13 protein-coding genes are annotated in these 15,644 nt (G+C 64.3%); 6 read left to right on the plus strand and 7 right to left on the minus strand.

Annotated elements, in window-relative coordinates; translation table 11 throughout:
• The first annotated feature begins 141 nt into the window (after window positions 1-141).
• The 3 genes from leuS to holA are packed head-to-tail and all read left to right on the plus strand — an operon-like array spanning window position 142 to window position 4,351.
• Window positions 142-2,766: a leucine--tRNA ligase gene (gene leuS / locus BRADO_RS00905; protein WP_011923445.1), complete on the plus strand. Its 2,625-nt coding sequence runs from the start codon at window positions 142-144 to the stop codon at window positions 2,764-2,766.
• Window positions 2,753-3,304, plus strand: coding sequence for an LPS assembly lipoprotein LptE (gene lptE, locus BRADO_RS00910; RefSeq protein WP_011923446.1), 552 nt, complete (start codon window positions 2,753-2,755; stop codon window positions 3,302-3,304). Before leuS ends, lptE begins: the two co-directional genes overlap by 14 nt.
• Window positions 3,305-3,322: 18 nt before the next feature.
• On the plus strand, window positions 3,323-4,351 hold the full coding sequence (gene holA / locus BRADO_RS00915; protein WP_011923447.1) for a DNA polymerase III subunit delta: 1,029 nt from the start codon (window positions 3,323-3,325) through the stop codon (window positions 4,349-4,351).
• 469 nt (window positions 4,352-4,820) lie between these two features.
• Here holA and BRADO_RS00920 read toward each other — a convergent pair whose 3' ends face one another.
• The 7 genes from BRADO_RS00920 to hemJ all read right to left on the minus strand — a co-directional run bounded on the left by BRADO_RS00920 (window position 4,821) and on the right by hemJ (window position 13,129).
• Complete coding sequence (locus tag BRADO_RS00920; RefSeq protein WP_041757255.1) at window positions 4,821-5,717, minus strand: ParB/RepB/Spo0J family partition protein; 897 nt, start codon at window positions 5,715-5,717, stop codon at window positions 4,821-4,823.
• A gap of 161 nt (window positions 5,718-5,878) precedes the next feature.
• Window positions 5,879-6,730 carry a ParA family protein gene (locus BRADO_RS00925; RefSeq protein WP_008962283.1) on the minus strand — a complete coding sequence of 284 codons (852 nt, stop codon included), beginning with the start codon at window positions 6,728-6,730 and terminating at the stop codon, window positions 5,879-5,881.
• A 31-nt stretch (window positions 6,731-6,761) separates the two neighbouring features.
• Window positions 6,762-7,430, minus strand: coding sequence for a 16S rRNA (guanine(527)-N(7))-methyltransferase RsmG (gene rsmG / locus BRADO_RS00930; RefSeq protein WP_011923449.1), 669 nt, complete (start codon window positions 7,428-7,430; stop codon window positions 6,762-6,764).
• A 12-nt stretch (window positions 7,431-7,442) separates the two neighbouring features.
• On the minus strand, window positions 7,443-9,317 hold the full coding sequence (mnmG, locus tag BRADO_RS00935; RefSeq protein WP_011923450.1) for a tRNA uridine-5-carboxymethylaminomethyl(34) synthesis enzyme MnmG: 1,875 nt from the start codon (window positions 9,315-9,317) through the stop codon (window positions 7,443-7,445).
• A gap of 225 nt (window positions 9,318-9,542) precedes the next feature.
• Window positions 9,543-10,877, minus strand: coding sequence for a tRNA uridine-5-carboxymethylaminomethyl(34) synthesis GTPase MnmE (gene mnmE, locus BRADO_RS00940; protein WP_011923451.1), 1,335 nt, complete (start codon window positions 10,875-10,877; stop codon window positions 9,543-9,545).
• A gap of 321 nt (window positions 10,878-11,198) precedes the next feature.
• Window positions 11,199-12,464 (minus strand): transcription termination factor Rho, encoded by a 1,266-nt coding sequence (rho, locus tag BRADO_RS00945; RefSeq protein ID WP_008965552.1) that lies wholly within the window; start codon window positions 12,462-12,464, stop codon window positions 11,199-11,201.
• A 242-nt stretch (window positions 12,465-12,706) separates the two neighbouring features.
• Window positions 12,707-13,129: a protoporphyrinogen oxidase HemJ gene (gene hemJ / locus BRADO_RS00950; protein WP_011923452.1), complete on the minus strand. Its 423-nt coding sequence runs from the start codon at window positions 13,127-13,129 to the stop codon at window positions 12,707-12,709.
• 414 nt (window positions 13,130-13,543) lie between these two features.
• On the opposite strand from hemJ, the gene BRADO_RS00955 reads away from it, so the two are divergent.
• The 3 genes from BRADO_RS00955 to coaE are packed head-to-tail and all read left to right on the plus strand — an operon-like array spanning window position 13,544 to window position 15,636.
• Window positions 13,544-14,383 (plus strand): pyruvate, water dikinase regulatory protein, encoded by an 840-nt coding sequence (locus BRADO_RS00955; protein WP_011923453.1) that lies wholly within the window; start codon window positions 13,544-13,546, stop codon window positions 14,381-14,383.
• 10 nt (window positions 14,384-14,393) lie between these two features.
• The gene (locus BRADO_RS00960; RefSeq protein WP_011923454.1) at window positions 14,394-15,002 is read left to right on the plus strand and encodes a Maf family protein; all 609 of its coding nucleotides are present in this window, start codon (window positions 14,394-14,396) and stop codon (window positions 15,000-15,002) included.
• A gap of 34 nt (window positions 15,003-15,036) precedes the next feature.
• Window positions 15,037-15,636, plus strand: coding sequence for a dephospho-CoA kinase (coaE, locus tag BRADO_RS00965; RefSeq protein WP_041755961.1), 600 nt, complete (start codon window positions 15,037-15,039; stop codon window positions 15,634-15,636).
• The last annotated feature ends 8 nt before the right edge of the window (window positions 15,637-15,644 follow it).

Consider the following 15,644-nt stretch of genomic DNA (forward strand, 5'->3'; position numbering starts at 1 on the left):
CAAAAAACCCGCGATTACCGCCGCTTAGCAGCTGCCCGAAATGGTATCATCATCTGCCGCCCCATTGACCCGCATGCCGCTTTTGTGGCCTAGTCCGCCGTCGAAAAACGACGCGAATCCTCGAAAATTACAAGCGATTCCATGACATCCGAACGCTACAACGCCCGTGAAGCCGAGCCGCGCTGGCAGCGCCAGTGGGACGAGAAGGCGATTTTCGCCACCAAGAACGACGATCCGCGTCCGAAATACTACGTACTCGAGATGTTTCCCTATCCGTCGGGACGCATCCATATCGGCCATGTCCGTAATTATACGCTGGGCGACGTGCTGGCGCGATTCATGCGCGCCAAGGGCTTCAACGTGCTGCATCCGATGGGGTGGGATGCGTTCGGCCTGCCGGCGGAAAACGCCGCGATCGAGCGAAAGGTGGCGCCGAAGGCCTGGACCTACGACAACATCGCCGCGATGAAGAAGCAGCTGCGCTCGATCGGCCTGTCGCTGGACTGGGCGCGCGAGTTCGCGACCTGCGATCCGTCCTACTACAAGCACCAGCAGAAGATGTTCCTGGACTTCATGCAAGCCGGGCTAGTGGAGCGCGAGCAGCGCAAGGTGAACTGGGATCCGGTCGACATGACCGTGCTCGCCAACGAGCAGGTGATCGACGGCCGCGGCTGGCGCTCCGGTGCGGTGGTCGAACAGCGCGAGATGAACCAGTGGGTGTTCAAGATCACGAAGTACTCGCAGGAGCTGCTGGACGCGCTCGACGGGCTGGACCGCTGGCCGGACAAGGTGCGGCTGATGCAGCGCAACTGGATCGGCCGCTCCGAAGGCCTGCTGATCCGCTTCGCGCTGGATCCGAAGACTGTGCCCGCCGGCGAGAGCGAGCTGAAGATCTTCACCACGCGGCCGGACACGCTGTTCGGCGCCAAGTTCATGGCGATCTCGGCCGACCATCCGCTGGCGCAGGCGGCTGCCGCGAAGAACCCCGAGCTCGCTGCGTTCATCGCCGAGATCAAGCGCATCGGCACCGCGCAGGAGGCGATCGACACCGCCGAGAAGCAGGGTTTTGACACCGGCATCCGCGCCGTGCATCCGTTCGACCCGAGCTGGACCCTGCCGGTCTATGTCGCCAACTTCGTGCTGATGGAATACGGCACCGGCGCCATCTTTGGCTGCCCGGCGCATGACCAGCGCGACCTCGACTTCGTCAACAAATACGGCCTCGGCAACACGCCGGTGGTCTGCCCCGAGGGTCAGGACCCCGCGAGCTTCGTGATCACCGACACCGCCTACGACGGTGACGGCCGCATGATCAATTCGCGCTTCCTCGACGGGATGACGATCGCGCAGGCCAAGGACGAGGTCGCCAAGCGGCTGGAGAGCGAGCAGCGTGGCGGCTCGCCGATCGGCGAGCGCCAGGTCAATTTCCGCCTGCGCGACTGGGGCATCTCGCGGCAGCGCTATTGGGGCTGCCCGATCCCGGTGATCCATTGCGCCACATGCGATGTGGTGCCGGTCCCGGCTGGGGATCTGCCGGTGGTGCTGCCGGACGACGTCACCTTCGACAAGCCAGGCAACGCGCTGGATCACCATCCGACCTGGAAGCACGTCACCTGCCCGAAATGCGGTGGCAAGGCCACGCGCGAAACCGACACCATGGACACGTTCGTGGATTCGTCCTGGTACTTCGCGCGCTTCACCGATCCGTGGAACGAGACCGCGCCGACGACGCCCGCGGTCGCCAACCGGATGATGCCGGTCGACCAGTATATCGGCGGCGTCGAGCACGCGATCCTGCACCTGCTGTACAGCCGGTTCTTCACCCGCGCGATGAAGGCGACCGGCCACGTCGCGATGGACGAGCCGTTCGCCGGCATGTTCACGCAGGGCATGGTGGTGCACGAGACGTATCAGAAGGCTGACGGCACCTACGTCAATCCGGCCGACGTGAAGATCGAGGTTGGCGGCAATGGCCGCCGCGCGGTGCTGACCGCGACCGGCGAGGACATCACGATCGGCCCGATCGAGAAGATGTCGAAGTCGAAGAAGAACACCGTCGACCCCGACGACATCATCGAGAGCTACGGCGCCGACGTCGCGCGCTGGTTCATGCTGTCGGACTCGCCGCCGGACCGCGACGTGATCTGGAGCGACGAGCGCGTCCAGGGCGCGGCGCGCTTCGTCCAGCGTCTGTGGCGGCTGGTCAACGAATCGGTCGCGGCGTCCGCCGAGGCCCCCTCCTCCCGTCCGGCCAATTTCAGCGCGGACGCGCTGGCGCTGCGCAAGGCGGCGCATGGTGCGCTCGACAAGGTGACCGGCGGCATCGAGCGGCTGCACTTCAACGTCTGCCTGGCGCATATCCGCGAATTCGCCAATGCCTTGGCCGACGTGCTGGCAAAGCCGGCCAAGCCGGCGCCGGACCTCGCCTGGGCGACCCGCGAGGCGGCCGGCATCCTGGTGCAGCTGTTCTCGCCGATGATGCCGCATCTGGCCGAGGAATGCTGGCAGGTGCTCGGTCACTCCGGGCTGATCTCTGAGGCCTCCTGGCCGCAAATCGAACGAGATTTGCTGGTTGAGGACAGCATGACCCTGGTCGTGCAGGTCAACGGCAAGAAGCGCGGAGAAGTCACAGTCGCCAGCAACGCGCAGAATCCGGAAATTGAGTCTGCCGTTTTGGCCCTCGATGCAGTAAAAGTCGCGCTGGATGGCAAGCCCGTCCGCAAGGTGATCATTGTTCCCAAGAGGATCGTGAATGTCGTCGGCTAGGTTTCGGATCGCTGCACGCCTGATCGCCGTGGCCGCGCTGGCTGGGCTGACGGCTGGCTGCTTCCAGCCGATGTATGCCGAGCATGCCGACGGCACCCCGGGCCTGCGCGACAAGCTCATGGGCGTCGAGCTGCCGCCGGTCGACAAGCCGAACGCCTCGCCCGAGGCACGCCTCGGCGTCGCTATCCGCAACTCCCTCGCCTTCAAGCTCTACGGCACTGCCACGGGAACGGCGCCGACGCACAAGCTGGTGCTGAAGTTCCAGACCAGCCGCTCCTCGCTGATCGTCTCGCAGACCACCGGTCTGCCGACGACCGAAAATGTCGGCATCGACGTCCAGTACAATCTGGTCGAGCTGGCCACCAACAAGTCGGTGATGACCGGCACGACCTTCGCGCGCACGTCCTACGACATTCCCGGCTCCTACCAGCGTTTCGCCCGGCAGCGAGCGTTCAACGATGCCGAGGACCGCGCCTCGGAGGAGGTCGCGGAGAAGATCAAGACGCGGCTCGCGGCCTATTTCACCGCGGGCACCTGACGCACGGCTGACACCGCCGTGGTCGCGCTGCGCGGACGAGACATCGACGCCTTTCTCGCCAAGCCGGACGCGGCCCGTCCGCTGATCCTGCTGTATGGTCCGGACGCGGGCCTGGTCCGCGAACGAGCCGAGGCGCTAATCGCCTCCGCCGTCGACAATCCCGACGATCCGTTTTCCGTCGTGCGCCTCGATGGCGACGAGCTCGCTGCCGAGCCGTCGCGCCTGGTCGACGAGGCGATGACCGTGCCGCTGTTCGGCGGCCGCCGCGCCATCCGTGTCCGCGCCGGATCGCGTATCTTCGCCAGTGGCGTCGAGACACTGAGCCAGATGAATGTGCGCGACTGCCGGATCGTCATCGAGGCCGGCGACATCCGGCCCGATTCGCCGCTGCGCAAGATCTGCGAAAAGGCCGCGACCGCCGTGGCGATTGGCTGCTATCCCGACACGGAGCGCGATCTCGCCAGGCTGATCGACGACGAACTGCGCACCGCTAATCTGCGCATGGCGCCAGATGCGCGGTCATATCTGATGGCGCTGCTCGGCGGCGACCGCCAGGCGTCGCGCAACGAGATCCGCAAGCTGACGCTGTTCGCGCATGGCGAAGGCGAGGTGACGCTCGACCATGTGATGGCGGTGGTCGCCGATGCCTCCGAGATGAAGCTCGACCCGATCGTCGACGGCGCCTTCGGCGGCAAGCCCGACGTGGTCGAGACCGAGTTCGGCAAGGCGATGATCGCCGGCACCTATCCCGGTGTGATCATCTCGGCGGCGCAGCGTCATGCGGCGTGGCTGCACAAATCGGCGCTCGCCGTCGCTTCGGGCGCGCCGGTCTCCTCCATCCTCGAGGGTGGGTTTCCGCGGCTGCACTTCTCGCGCAAGCCGAGCGCCGAAGTCGCGCTGCGCAACTTCTCCCCTGCCCGGCTGCTGCCGATCATCGACCAGCTGGCCACGGCCGCGCTCGACATGCGCAAGCAGCCGGGACTGGCGGCCGCGATCGCGCAGCGGACGTTGCTGTCGATCGCCGTGGCGGCACGGCGGAAGGGATGATGATTCAGAATGGGGCTCAGGCGGCAGCGGTGTCGAAGACATCGGCTCGTTGACGCGCGACGTCGAATACGTAGTCCCAGTGAACCCGAGACGCCTCCCCAATCGCCGCCGTCATTCCTGGCCAAGATACCGCCCCAACTTGGCCACCGCTTTATCCGCGTCATTGCGAGCGCAGCGAAGCAATCCAGAGTCCCGTCCACGCCCCTGGATTGCTTCGCTGCGCTCGCAATGACGGACGAAAGAGCTGCAATTACTTTGGACTAATAGCTCGTCATGCTCGGGCTTGACCCGCCTGCGCGGCCGAAGCCGCTTCGGCGCGGCGAAGGCCCGGGCATCCATCAACTTGGGGTTTCTGAAAGATGGATGGCCGGGTCGAGCCCGGCCATGACAAAGGTGAGAGCAGAACGACCTAACAGGAGCCTCGAGGGAGGAAATCGCGGCGACGCAGTTAGCGGGTCCGAGCTGACACCTAACCCTGCTCCAGCCGCCGCATCACCTCATCCAGCTGCTCGAGGCTGCGGTAGGTGATCTGCACGGTGCCGCCGGGGTCGCGGTGGCTGATCGACAGGGTGAGGCCGAGCGCATCGCCGACGCGCTTCTCCAACGCGAGCGTGTCGGCGTCCTTTTTCTCGGGCGCGGCGCTGCCGCCGGCGCTGCGCGGCTTCTGCGGCTTGCGCTCGGGCACACCCTCCTCATGCGCGAGCGCCTCGGTCTGGCGGACGTTCAAACCCTCGGCGATGATCTTCTTCGCCGCCGTCAACGGGTCCGGCAGATTGATCAGCGCGCGCGCATGGCCGGCGGAAATCTCGCCGGTGGCGATGAAGCCCTGCACCTCGGCCGGCAGCTTGGTCAGCCGCATCATGTTGGCGACGTGGCTGCGGCTCTTGCCGACGATCTTGGCGATCTCTTCCTGGTTGCGTTTGAACTCGTTGGCGAGCGCGTGATAGCCCTGCGCCTCCTCCATCGGGTTCAAGTCCTCGCGCTGCACGTTCTCGATGATCGCGAGCTCCAGCGCATCGCTGTCGCTGACGTCGACCGGGACGATCGGCACCTCGTGCAGGCCGGCGGCCTGCGACGCCCGCCAGCGGCGCTCGCCGGCGATGATCTCGTAGCGATCCTGCTGGCCCTTGATCGGACGCACCACGATCGGCTGGATCACGCCGTGCTGCTTGATCGAAGCCGAGAGCTCGGCGAGTTCGCCGTCGGAAAACGTCTTGCGCGGGTTGCGCGGGTTCGGCTTGAGAAACTCGATCGGCACCTTGCGCTGATTGCGCGGCCGCTCCGGCGGCGCGCCGGCCTCGCGGTTCACGTCACCGATCAGACTGGCCAGGCCCCGGCCCAAACGCGATCGCGACTCGTCCGCCATCGCCTTCTCCTTTGGATTCACGTCACGCTCCACTTGCGTCCTGCTGCCGAACCGCGGCGTCGGCGCAATGAAAAGGGATTGCGAATCCCGCTGCCGGTATTCGCCGTCATCCTCGATCGAGGTCCGGCTGACGTGATGTCGGCCGGCGCCATGGCACTCGGTTAGTTGGCGCGCAGGTCGCGCTCGCGCTGGATGACCTCGGTCGCGAGCTTGAGATAGGCTTCGCTGCCGACGCATTTCAGGTCATACACCAGCACCGGCTTGCCGTAGGACGGCGCCTCCGAGATGCGGACGTTGCGCGGGATCATCGTGTTGTAGACCTTCGATCCCATGAACTGGCGGACGTCGGCGACGACCTGGTTGGACAGGTTGTTGCGCGAGTCGAACATGGTCAGCACGATGCCGTGGATCGACAGGTTCGGGTTCAGGGTCGAGCGCACCTGCTCCACGGTCTGCAGCAACTGCGACAGACCTTCGAGTGCGAAGAACTCGCACTGCAGCGGCACCAGGATCGCATCCGATGCGGCCATCGCATTGACCGTCAGCAGGTTCAGCGACGGCGGGCAGTCGACCAGCACATAGGTGTAGTCGTTCTCCGGCGAGACGTTGTTGTTGAGGCCGGCGATCGCGTCGCGCAGACGGAAGGCGCGGTTGGCGCTGGTGCCGAGCTCGAGCTCGAGGCCTGACAGGTCCATGGTCGAGGACGCGATGTGCAGCCGCGGCACAGCGGTAGCGACCACGGCGTCGCGCAGCGAGGCTTCGCCGATCAGGACGTCATAGGTCGAGCAGTTGCGGCTGCCGCGGTCGATGCCGAGACCCGTGGAGGCGTTGCCCTGGGGATCGAGATCAACGATCAGCACGCGCTCGCCGATCGCGGCCAGCGCAGTGCCGAGATTGATCGCGGTCGTGGTCTTGCCGACCCCGCCCTTCTGGTTGGCGAGCGCCAGGATGCGCGGATGCCCCTCTGGGTGCGGAGCCCTATCTTCTTGATAAATCTGATCAATTACGGACATGCGCGGTCGCCATGGTTGTTGCTGCGGGTATTCAGCTTCGTCGCTCGATGCAATCGATTGCGACGATCCAGCCCTGCCCGCCCGTCCGGCTGGAATGAAGTTTCGGCTCAATTTTCCAATACTTGGTAGATTCGGTCAATTCCGCATCTACATCTTGACCCTTGAGAAACAGCGCTTTCGCGCCTTTTTTCACCAAGGGCTCCGCAAAGCCGACGAGTTGGTGTAGCGGAGCCAGCGCGCGTGCGGTCACGCAATCGACTCGCCCGCTCCACTTCTCCACGATATCCCCGATCTCTGACAAATGCACTGTCCCAGGTGAGCCGGTGACGCGAATTGCTTCGCGTAGGAACGCCGCCTTCTTGGCGATGCGCTCCACCAGATGGACCTTTGCACCGGGCCGTTCGGCGAGCGCGCAAGCGAGCACGACGCCGGGGAAGCCGCCGCCGCTGCCGAGGTCGACCCAGAAGCTGGCCTCGGGCGCGAGATCGAGCAGTTGGAGCGAATCCGAAATGTGCCGCGTCCAGAGATGCGGCAAGGTGGACGGCGCGACCAGATTGGTCTTGGCCTGCCACTCCAGCAGCAACGCGATGTAGCGATCGAGGCGCCGCTCGGTTTCACGTGAAACGGGAGTCAGCGCCAGAGCCGCCGCCTTGTCAGATGCGAGCTCATTCCGTGCCGCTGCGGACGATGTCGGTTTCACGTGAAACGTTCCTCAGCTCGCAGCCTTGTTGCGCCGAGCTTCGCGGCGAAGATACGCCGCAAGAATTCCAAGCGCCGCCGGCGTCATCCCATCGATCCGACCGGCCTGCCCGATCGTCCACGGCTTCGCCGCGGTCAGCTTGGCGCGCGCCTCGTTCGACAGACCTGGGACGATCGCATAGTCAATGTCGCCCAGCACCAAGCCCTCGTCGCGCCGGAAGGCGTCGACGTCCTCGCTCTGCCGGCGGACGTAGACGTCATATTTGGCATCGATCTCGAGATGGGTGGCTACGACCGGATCGATCGCTTCGAGCTCGGGCCAGATCGACCGCACCTTCGCGAAGTCGATCTCGGGATAGGCCATCAGCTCGAACGCCGAGCGGCGCTGGCCATCCCTGTTGAGCGTAAGCCCGTGCTTCGCGGCCTCGTTCGGCGTGATCGTCAGCGACGTCGCGACAGCTCGCGCCGCCTGCAGCGCCGCCAGCTTGCGTCGGTGGAAACGCACCCGCTCACCTCCGACACAGCCGAGCGCGATGCCCTTGTCGGTCAGCCGCTGATCGGCATTGTCGGCGCGAAGGGTCAGGCGATACTCGGCGCGCGAGGTGAACATCCGATACGGCTCGGTGATGCCTCGGGTCACCAGGTCGTCAATCATGACGCCGAGATAGCCGTCGGCGCGATCGAACACGATCGGCGCTCCGCCTCCGGCGGCGAGCGCGGCGTTGATACCTGCCACCAGACCCTGGGCTGCGGCCTCCTCGTATCCCGTGGTGCCGTTGATCTGGCCGGCCAGAAACAGACCTTTCATCCGCTTGGTTTGCAGGGTCGGCTCGAGCTCGCGCGGATCGACGTGATCATATTCGATGGCATAGCCCGGACGGATCATGCGGACCCGCTCCAATCCTGGAATGGTCGGAAGCAGCGCGAGCTGAACCTCTTCCGGCAATGAGGTGGAGATGCCGTTGGGATAAACCGTGGAGTCGTCGAGCCCTTCCGGCTCGAGGAAGATCTGGTGCCCGTCGCGGTCGCCGAAACGGACGATCTTGTCCTCAACGGACGGGCAATAGCGCGGGCCGGTCGACTTGATCTGGCCGGAATACATCGGCGAGCGATGGACGTTGGCGCGGATCACCTCGTGGGTCGCGATCGTCGTCCGGGTGATACCGCACTGGATCTGCGGCGTCGTGATCGTCTCGGTCAGCACGGAGAATGGCTCGGCCGGATCGTCACCCGTCTGCATCTCGACCGCACCCCAATCGATCGTGGTGCCGTCGAGCCGTGGCGGCGTCCCGGTCTTGAGACGACCCAGATTGAAGCCGATGGCTTCAAGCGAGCGCGACAAGCCGAGCGCCGGCGCTTCGCCGACCCGGCCGGCCGGCCAGGTCTTCTCCCCGAGATGGATCAGGCCGCGCAGGAATGTGCCGGTGGTGATCACCACCGCCCCACAGGCCAGGGATCGGCCGTCAGCCAGTTTGATCCCTGTCACGCGACCATCGACAACGATCAGGTCATCCGCTTCTCCTTCGACCACCGCAAGGTTGGTGGTCTCGCGGATCGCGGACTGCATCGCGGCGGCATAGAGCTTGCGATCCGCCTGGGCGCGCGGACCGCGGACGGCCGGTCCCTTCCGCCGGTTCAGAACCCGAAACTGGATACCGCCGGCGTCTGCGACCCGCCCCATCAGACCGTCGAGCGCGTCGACCTCGCGGACCAGATGCCCCTTGCCCAAGCCGCCTATGGCAGGATTGCAGGACATCGCGCCGATGGTCGCGAACCGATGCGTGACCAGGGCAGTGCGCGCGCCCATGCGGGCGGAGGCGGCCGCGGCCTCACAGCCGGCGTGGCCACCGCCAATGACGATGACGTCGTAGGATGTATGTTCGGTCATGGCAGCTTATCTAGCGATTGGCGACGACGCCCGGAAGACGTTTCACGTGAAAAAGGAGTTCGGCACGTCGCCATGTTTCACGTGAAACAGCGCACATCGCCGAAGGTGACCGTGTTTCACGTGAAACTCCGAGAGACGTATGCCTGTTTCACGTGAAACGTTTGACGATCGGTTAACCAAACAACCTTTGCTTAAGGATATCGGAGCCGATGGCGTCTCCGCTATCTACTTTCCGATGCAGAACTCTCGGAAGATCACATCGAGCAGATCCTCGACATCGACCCGCCCCAGCAGCCGGCCGAGGGCCAACGCGGCGATCCTCAGTTCCTCGGCGACGAGTTCCTCGCCAAGATCGACCGTGTCCAGACTTCGCTGAAGCGCATCAGCCGTCTGCCGAAGGGATTGTCTCTGACGCTCCCGGGTGATGAGTCCGCTCTCGGTCGAACCAAAGAAGTTGCGGGCGAAGCCCACGAGAGCATCCAGCAGCGCCCCCATCCCTGCTCCGCTCCTTGCGGAGATCCCAAATGTCCGGCTCGCCTTTGTATCGGGCCGTGTGGCCCGTTCTGCGCCGTCCAGATCTGTCTTCGTCCGAACCAGCCAGAGCGGCGTTTCACCTTGCCGTTCCACCTCGGCGCCGTCGTGCTCCGACAACCAAAGAACCAGGTCAGCGTGAGCCGCGCGGTCCCGCGCCCGCCGGACACCCTCCTGCTCGACCGGATCGTCGGTCTCCCGGATGCCCGCGGTGTCGATCACCGTCACCGGATAGCCGTCGAGGTCGAGCTGGACTTCGATAAGATCCCGCGTCGTGCCGGCCTGGGGCGAGACGATCGCCACCTCGCGCCGCGCCAGCTGGTTCATCAAGGTCGATTTGCCAGCATTGGGTGGTCCAGCAATGACGACGGTGAGACCGTCACGGAGCCGCTCGGCCCGCCCCTGCGCTGCCAGCACGGCTTCGATCTCTAAGAGGAGCTGTTGAACTCGCGACAGCGCCGGCGCCAACAGCTCCGCGGGCACGTCGCCTTCATCGGAGAAGTCGATTCCGGCCTCGATCAGGGCCGCGGCTTCGATGATCTGCTCGCGCCATCTTCGCACTTTGTCACCGAGCAAACCTTTCAACTGCCGCAGCGCCTGGCGCCGCTGGCGATCCGTGTCGGCATGAATGAGATCGTCGAGACCTTCGGCCTCGGTCAGATCGAGCTTGCCGTTCTCGAACGCACGCCGCGTAAACTCGCCCGGCTCTGCTGGACGTAGCTCGGGCGTCTCGGACAACACCCCGAACAACGTCGCGATGACCGCGCGGCTACCATGGATGTGGAGCTCGACGACGTTCTCGCCGGTGGCGCTAGCCGGGGCTGGAAACCACAGCACCACGGCATCGTCGATCGGCTCGCCCTGGGGATCGCGCAACAACGCGCGTGTTACCAGGCGCGGCGCCGGCATCTTCCCGGCCAACATCTGAAGAGCGGCGCCTGCATGTGGACCCGACAGCCGGACGATGGCGATCGCGCTCGGCAGTCGCCCGGAGGACAGTGCGAAGATGGTCTGGTCGTGAGGATGCATGAGCCTCAGTTGGGCGCAGTGGGCCGGAAAGACAATCGGTTTGCGGGGTCATGCTTTACGCCGAATGGCCATGCCGCACGGCAACCCGAGACCCTGATCCTGAGGAGCTGCGCAGCAGCGTCTCGAAGCTTGAGGCCCCGCTGTGCCCTATCGGCTTGCTGATCAGCGAGAAGATGGATGCCCGGGTCAGGCCCTGGCATGACGACGGTGGGACATCGTGCGCAAAACGTCGACCAGCACGTGAGTCCCCACATGAAATGGGTCGCAAAAAAAGGGGCGCTCCGAAGAGCGCCCCTCCAAATCCTGTCATCGCAGCCGCGATCAGGTGTTCATCGACTCGAAGAACTCGGCATTGCTCTTGGTGCTGCGGAGCTTATCGAGCAGGAAGTCGATCGCGTCCATGGTGCCCATCGGGTTGAGGATACGGCGGAGGACGTACATCTTCTTGAGGTTCTGCGGCTCGGTGATGAGCTCTTCCTTGCGGGTGCCGGAGCGGGCGATGTCGATCGCCGGGAAGGTGCGCTTGTCGGCGACCTTGCGGTCGAGAATGAGTTCGGAGTTACCGGTGCCCTTGAACTCTTCGAAGATGACCTCGTCCATACGGCTGCCGGTGTCGACCAGAGCGGTAGCGATGATGGTCAGCGAGCCACCTTCCTCGATGTTGCGGGCGGCACCGAAGAAGCGCTTCGGGCGCTGCAGCGCATTGGCGTCGACACCGCCGGTCAGCACCTTGCCGGAAGACGGCACGACCGTGTTGTAGGCGCGGCCGAGACGGGTGATCGAATCCAGGAGAATGACGACGTCGCGGCCGTGCTCGACCAGACGCTTGGCCTTCTCGATCACCATCTCCGCGACCTGGACGTGACGCGCGGCCGGCTCGTCGAAGGTCGAGGACACGACCTCGCCCTTGACCGAGCGCTGCATGTCCGTGACTTCCTCGGGACGCTCGTCGATCAAAAGCACGATCAGATAGCACTCGGGATGATTGGCGGTGATCGAATGCGCGATGTTCTGCATCAGCACCGTCTTGCCGGTGCGCGGCGGCGCGACGATCAGCGCGCGCTGGCCCTTGCCGATCGGTGCGACGATGTCGATGACGCGCGGCGACAGATCCTTGCGGGTGGGATCCTCGAGTTCGAGCCGGAAGCGCTCGTCCGGAAACAGCGGCGTGAGATTGTCGAAATTGACCTTGTGCTTGGACTTCTCGGGATCCTCGAAGTTCAGCGTGTTGACCTTGAGCAGCGCGAAATAGCGCTCGCCTTCCTTCGGGCTACGGATGTGACCCTCGATGGTGTCACCGGTGCGCAGGCCGAAGCGGCGGATCTGCGAGGGCGAGACGTAGATGTCGTCGGGGCCCGGCAGGTAGTTGGCGTCGGGCGAACGCAGGAAGCCGAAGCCGTCGGACAGAACCTCGACGACGCCCTCACCGATGATGTCGGTTTCCTGGATGGCGAGCTGCTTGAGGATGGCGAACATTAGCTCCTGCTTGCGCATCGTGCTGGCATTCTCGACCCCATTCTCCTCCGCGAAGGAGACGAGCTCGGCCGGCGTCTTTGACTTGAGGTCCTGGAGTTTGATTTCCCGCATTGGGGGTGGTCCTGTGGAAGCGACTTGGGAGGGATGCGAGGTGGCTGTGGGGAAGGCGGACGAAAATGAGGTCCGCAGGTCTGAGCAAGGTTGGCGCCAATGAGGCACCAGACCTGATGCGGCGGCCGGGCAAGCCGGAACGCAACCACATCCGCCTGCGTGGGGTGGGATGACCTTAATATAGAAAATTGCGCCGCCGTTCGCAAGGCATCTCGGGCGGAGCGGTATTCTCGAGGATCAGATCAGAACGGCTTGACGATCACGAGAATCACCACGCCGATCATCAGAACAGTTGGTACCTCATTGATAATCCGATAGAATTTCTGGCTGCGCGTATTCCTGTCCTCGCCGAATTCCCGCACCCAGCGGGTGAACAGGCCATGGACGCCCGACATGATCAGGACGAGCAGGAACTTTGCGTGGAACCAGCCGCTGGTATACCAGTGTCCGGCCCACACAAGGTAGAGGCCGGCCAGCCAAGTCACGGTGATCGCCGGATTGATGATCGCCTTCAGCAGGCGTCGCTCCATGACCTTGAAGGTCTCGGACTGCTTCGAGCCGATCTCCGCGTCGCAATGATAAACGAACAGGCGCGGCAGATAGAGCATGCCGGCCATCCACGCGATGACCGCAATGACGTGCAGCGCCTTGATCCACTCGTACATCGGATGTCGCGATCCCTTAACCGGATGGTGACCATTGGGAGGCGAGACATATCCGCTGGCTCGATCGCTTCCAAACCAAATAATTTTAGAATCTTAGGGTTTGAGTCTAGGTAGCGGTGGATTGGACTCATGCAACGCCGTCCTCAGATTGCGAGCCGCTTGTTCACATCCTTCAACAGGCCCTGAGCAAGCGCCGGCTCTTGCCGGAGTCGAATGCGATTCAAATGCTTGCCGATTTTGCTCGACAGCTTATCCCAAGACAAACGAGCCTCGTCCCGATATCATTGGGCTGGGGACGTGAGTTGTCCTGGACGGCGAGCATGTGAAGAAGATTCGGGGTTATCCAAAGGGGTCAGCCGTCGCCTGCTTTTTGGCCCCGTCCTTCACAGGGATTCACAGATCGTTAAGGATTTGATGCCCACCACCGGCAATTACTTTCACCTGCATCTGGTTTCCGATTCGACCGGCGAAACCCTGATCACGGTCGCGCGAGCGGTCGCCGCGCAATACGCCAACGTGACCCCGGTGGAGCATGTCTACCCGCTGGTGCGCAGCCAGAAGCAGCTCGATCGCGTGCTCGACGAGATCGAGGAAGCGCCGGGGATCGTGCTGTTCACCTTGCTCGAGAAGGATCTGGTCTCCAGGCTCGAGGCCAAGTGCCAGCAGATCAATATCCCGAGCCTGTCGATCATCGGCCCGGTGATGCAGCTTTTCGAGGCCTATCTCGGCGCCTCGACCGCCGGGCGCGTGGGCGCGCAGCACGTGCTCAACGCCGAATATTTCGCGCGCATCGACGCGCTGAACTACACGATGCTCCATGACGACGGCCAGATGGTCGACGGGCTGGAGGATGCCGATGTCGTGCTGGTCGGCGTCTCCAGGACGTCGAAGACCCCGACCTCGATCTATCTCGCCAATCGTGGTGTGCGCACCGCGAACGTGCCGCTGGTCCCGGGCATCCCGATTCCGCACCAGCTCGAGGTCCTGAAGAAGCCGCTGGTGGTCAGCCTGCACGCCACGCCGGAGCGCCTGATCCAGGTGCGGCAAAATCGTCTGCTCAGCATGGGTGCGGAAAGCGGCAACGAGAACTATGTCGATAAGCAGTCGGTGACCGATGAGGTCGCCTATGCGCGCAAGCTCAGTGCGAAGTTCAACTGGGTGATGCTCGACGTGACGCGGCGCTCGATCGAAGAGACCGCGGCCGCGATCCTGAAACTCTATTCCGACCGGCAGCGGCAGCGTCTGCCGGAATGAGTGGACTGCGATGACCCTATGGTGTGGTGACGCGCCGCTGGTGCTGGCTTCGCAGAGCCGGGCCCGGCGCATGTTGCTCGAGAATGCCGGCCTCGCCTGCGAGGCGGTGCCGGCGGATATCGACGAGCGCGCAATTCAGGCCGAGGCCGGATTGGTTGCGCCGTATGAAATTGCGCTGCATTTGGCGACCGCCAAGGCGAAGGCCGTCTCGGCGCTTAACCCTGGCTGCTATGTCGTCGGTGCGGACCAGACGCTCGCGCTCGGCGAGCGCATGTTCAACAAGCCGGCCGGACGGCAGCAGGCGATGCATCAGCTGCTGGCTCTGGCCGGGCGGACGCATGCGCTGCATTCGGCCATATCGGTCGTCCGAAACGGCGAGGTGCTGTTCTCCCACGTCGCCGTTGCCTGGATGACGATGCGGACGCTGACCGAGAGTGACGTCGCCTGCTATCTCGACACCGCCGGCCACGCCGTGCTGTCGAGCGTCGGGGCCTATCAGCTCGAAGGCCTTGGCGTGCATCTGTTCGATCGCATCGACGGCGATCACTTCACCATTCTCGGCCTGCCCCTGCTGCCGCTGCTGGCTTTCCTCCGTGAAGCGAAGCTGCTCAAATTCTGACAGCAGCCGAGGCTGATCACTGGAGCGAATGCGGATGAGAGTGCTGGGGCTGACCGGCTCGATGGGCATGGGCAAGTCGACGACGGCGAAGCTGTTCGCCGAAGCCGGCGTTCCCGTCTATGACGCCGACGCGACGGTTCATAAAGTCTACGAGGGCGAGGCCGCGCCTGCGGTCGAGGCGGCGTTTCCCGGCACGACTGTCGACGGCAAGGTCGATCGATCGAAGCTGTCGGCCAAGGTGGTCGGCAATCCCGAGGCCATTCGCCGCCTCGAAGCCATCGTGCACCCGATGCTGCGCTCCTATCACCAGGCGTTCCTCGATCAGGCGGAGCAGTCCGGCGTCCCCGTTGCCGTTGTCGACGTGCCGCTGCTGTTCGAGACCGGCGGCGACAAGCGGGTGGACGCCGTCGTCGTGGTGTCGACGTCGCCGGAGATCCAGCGTCAGCGTATCCTCGCGCGTGGCACGATGACCGAGGCGGCGCTCGATGCGCTCCTGGCGCGGCAGATGCCCGATGCCGAGAAGCGCCAGCGGGCCGATTTCGTGGTGGATACGTCGCATGGCCTCGACCCGGTGCGCGCGCGCATCCGCGACATCCTGGCCGAGGTCGTTAAGATGCCGCGGCGGCGCGGCTGATTCGAAGG

This window comes from Bradyrhizobium sp. ORS 278 (assembly GCF_000026145.1).
In the GTDB taxonomy this organism is placed as follows: Bacteria; Pseudomonadota; Alphaproteobacteria; order Rhizobiales; family Xanthobacteraceae; genus Bradyrhizobium.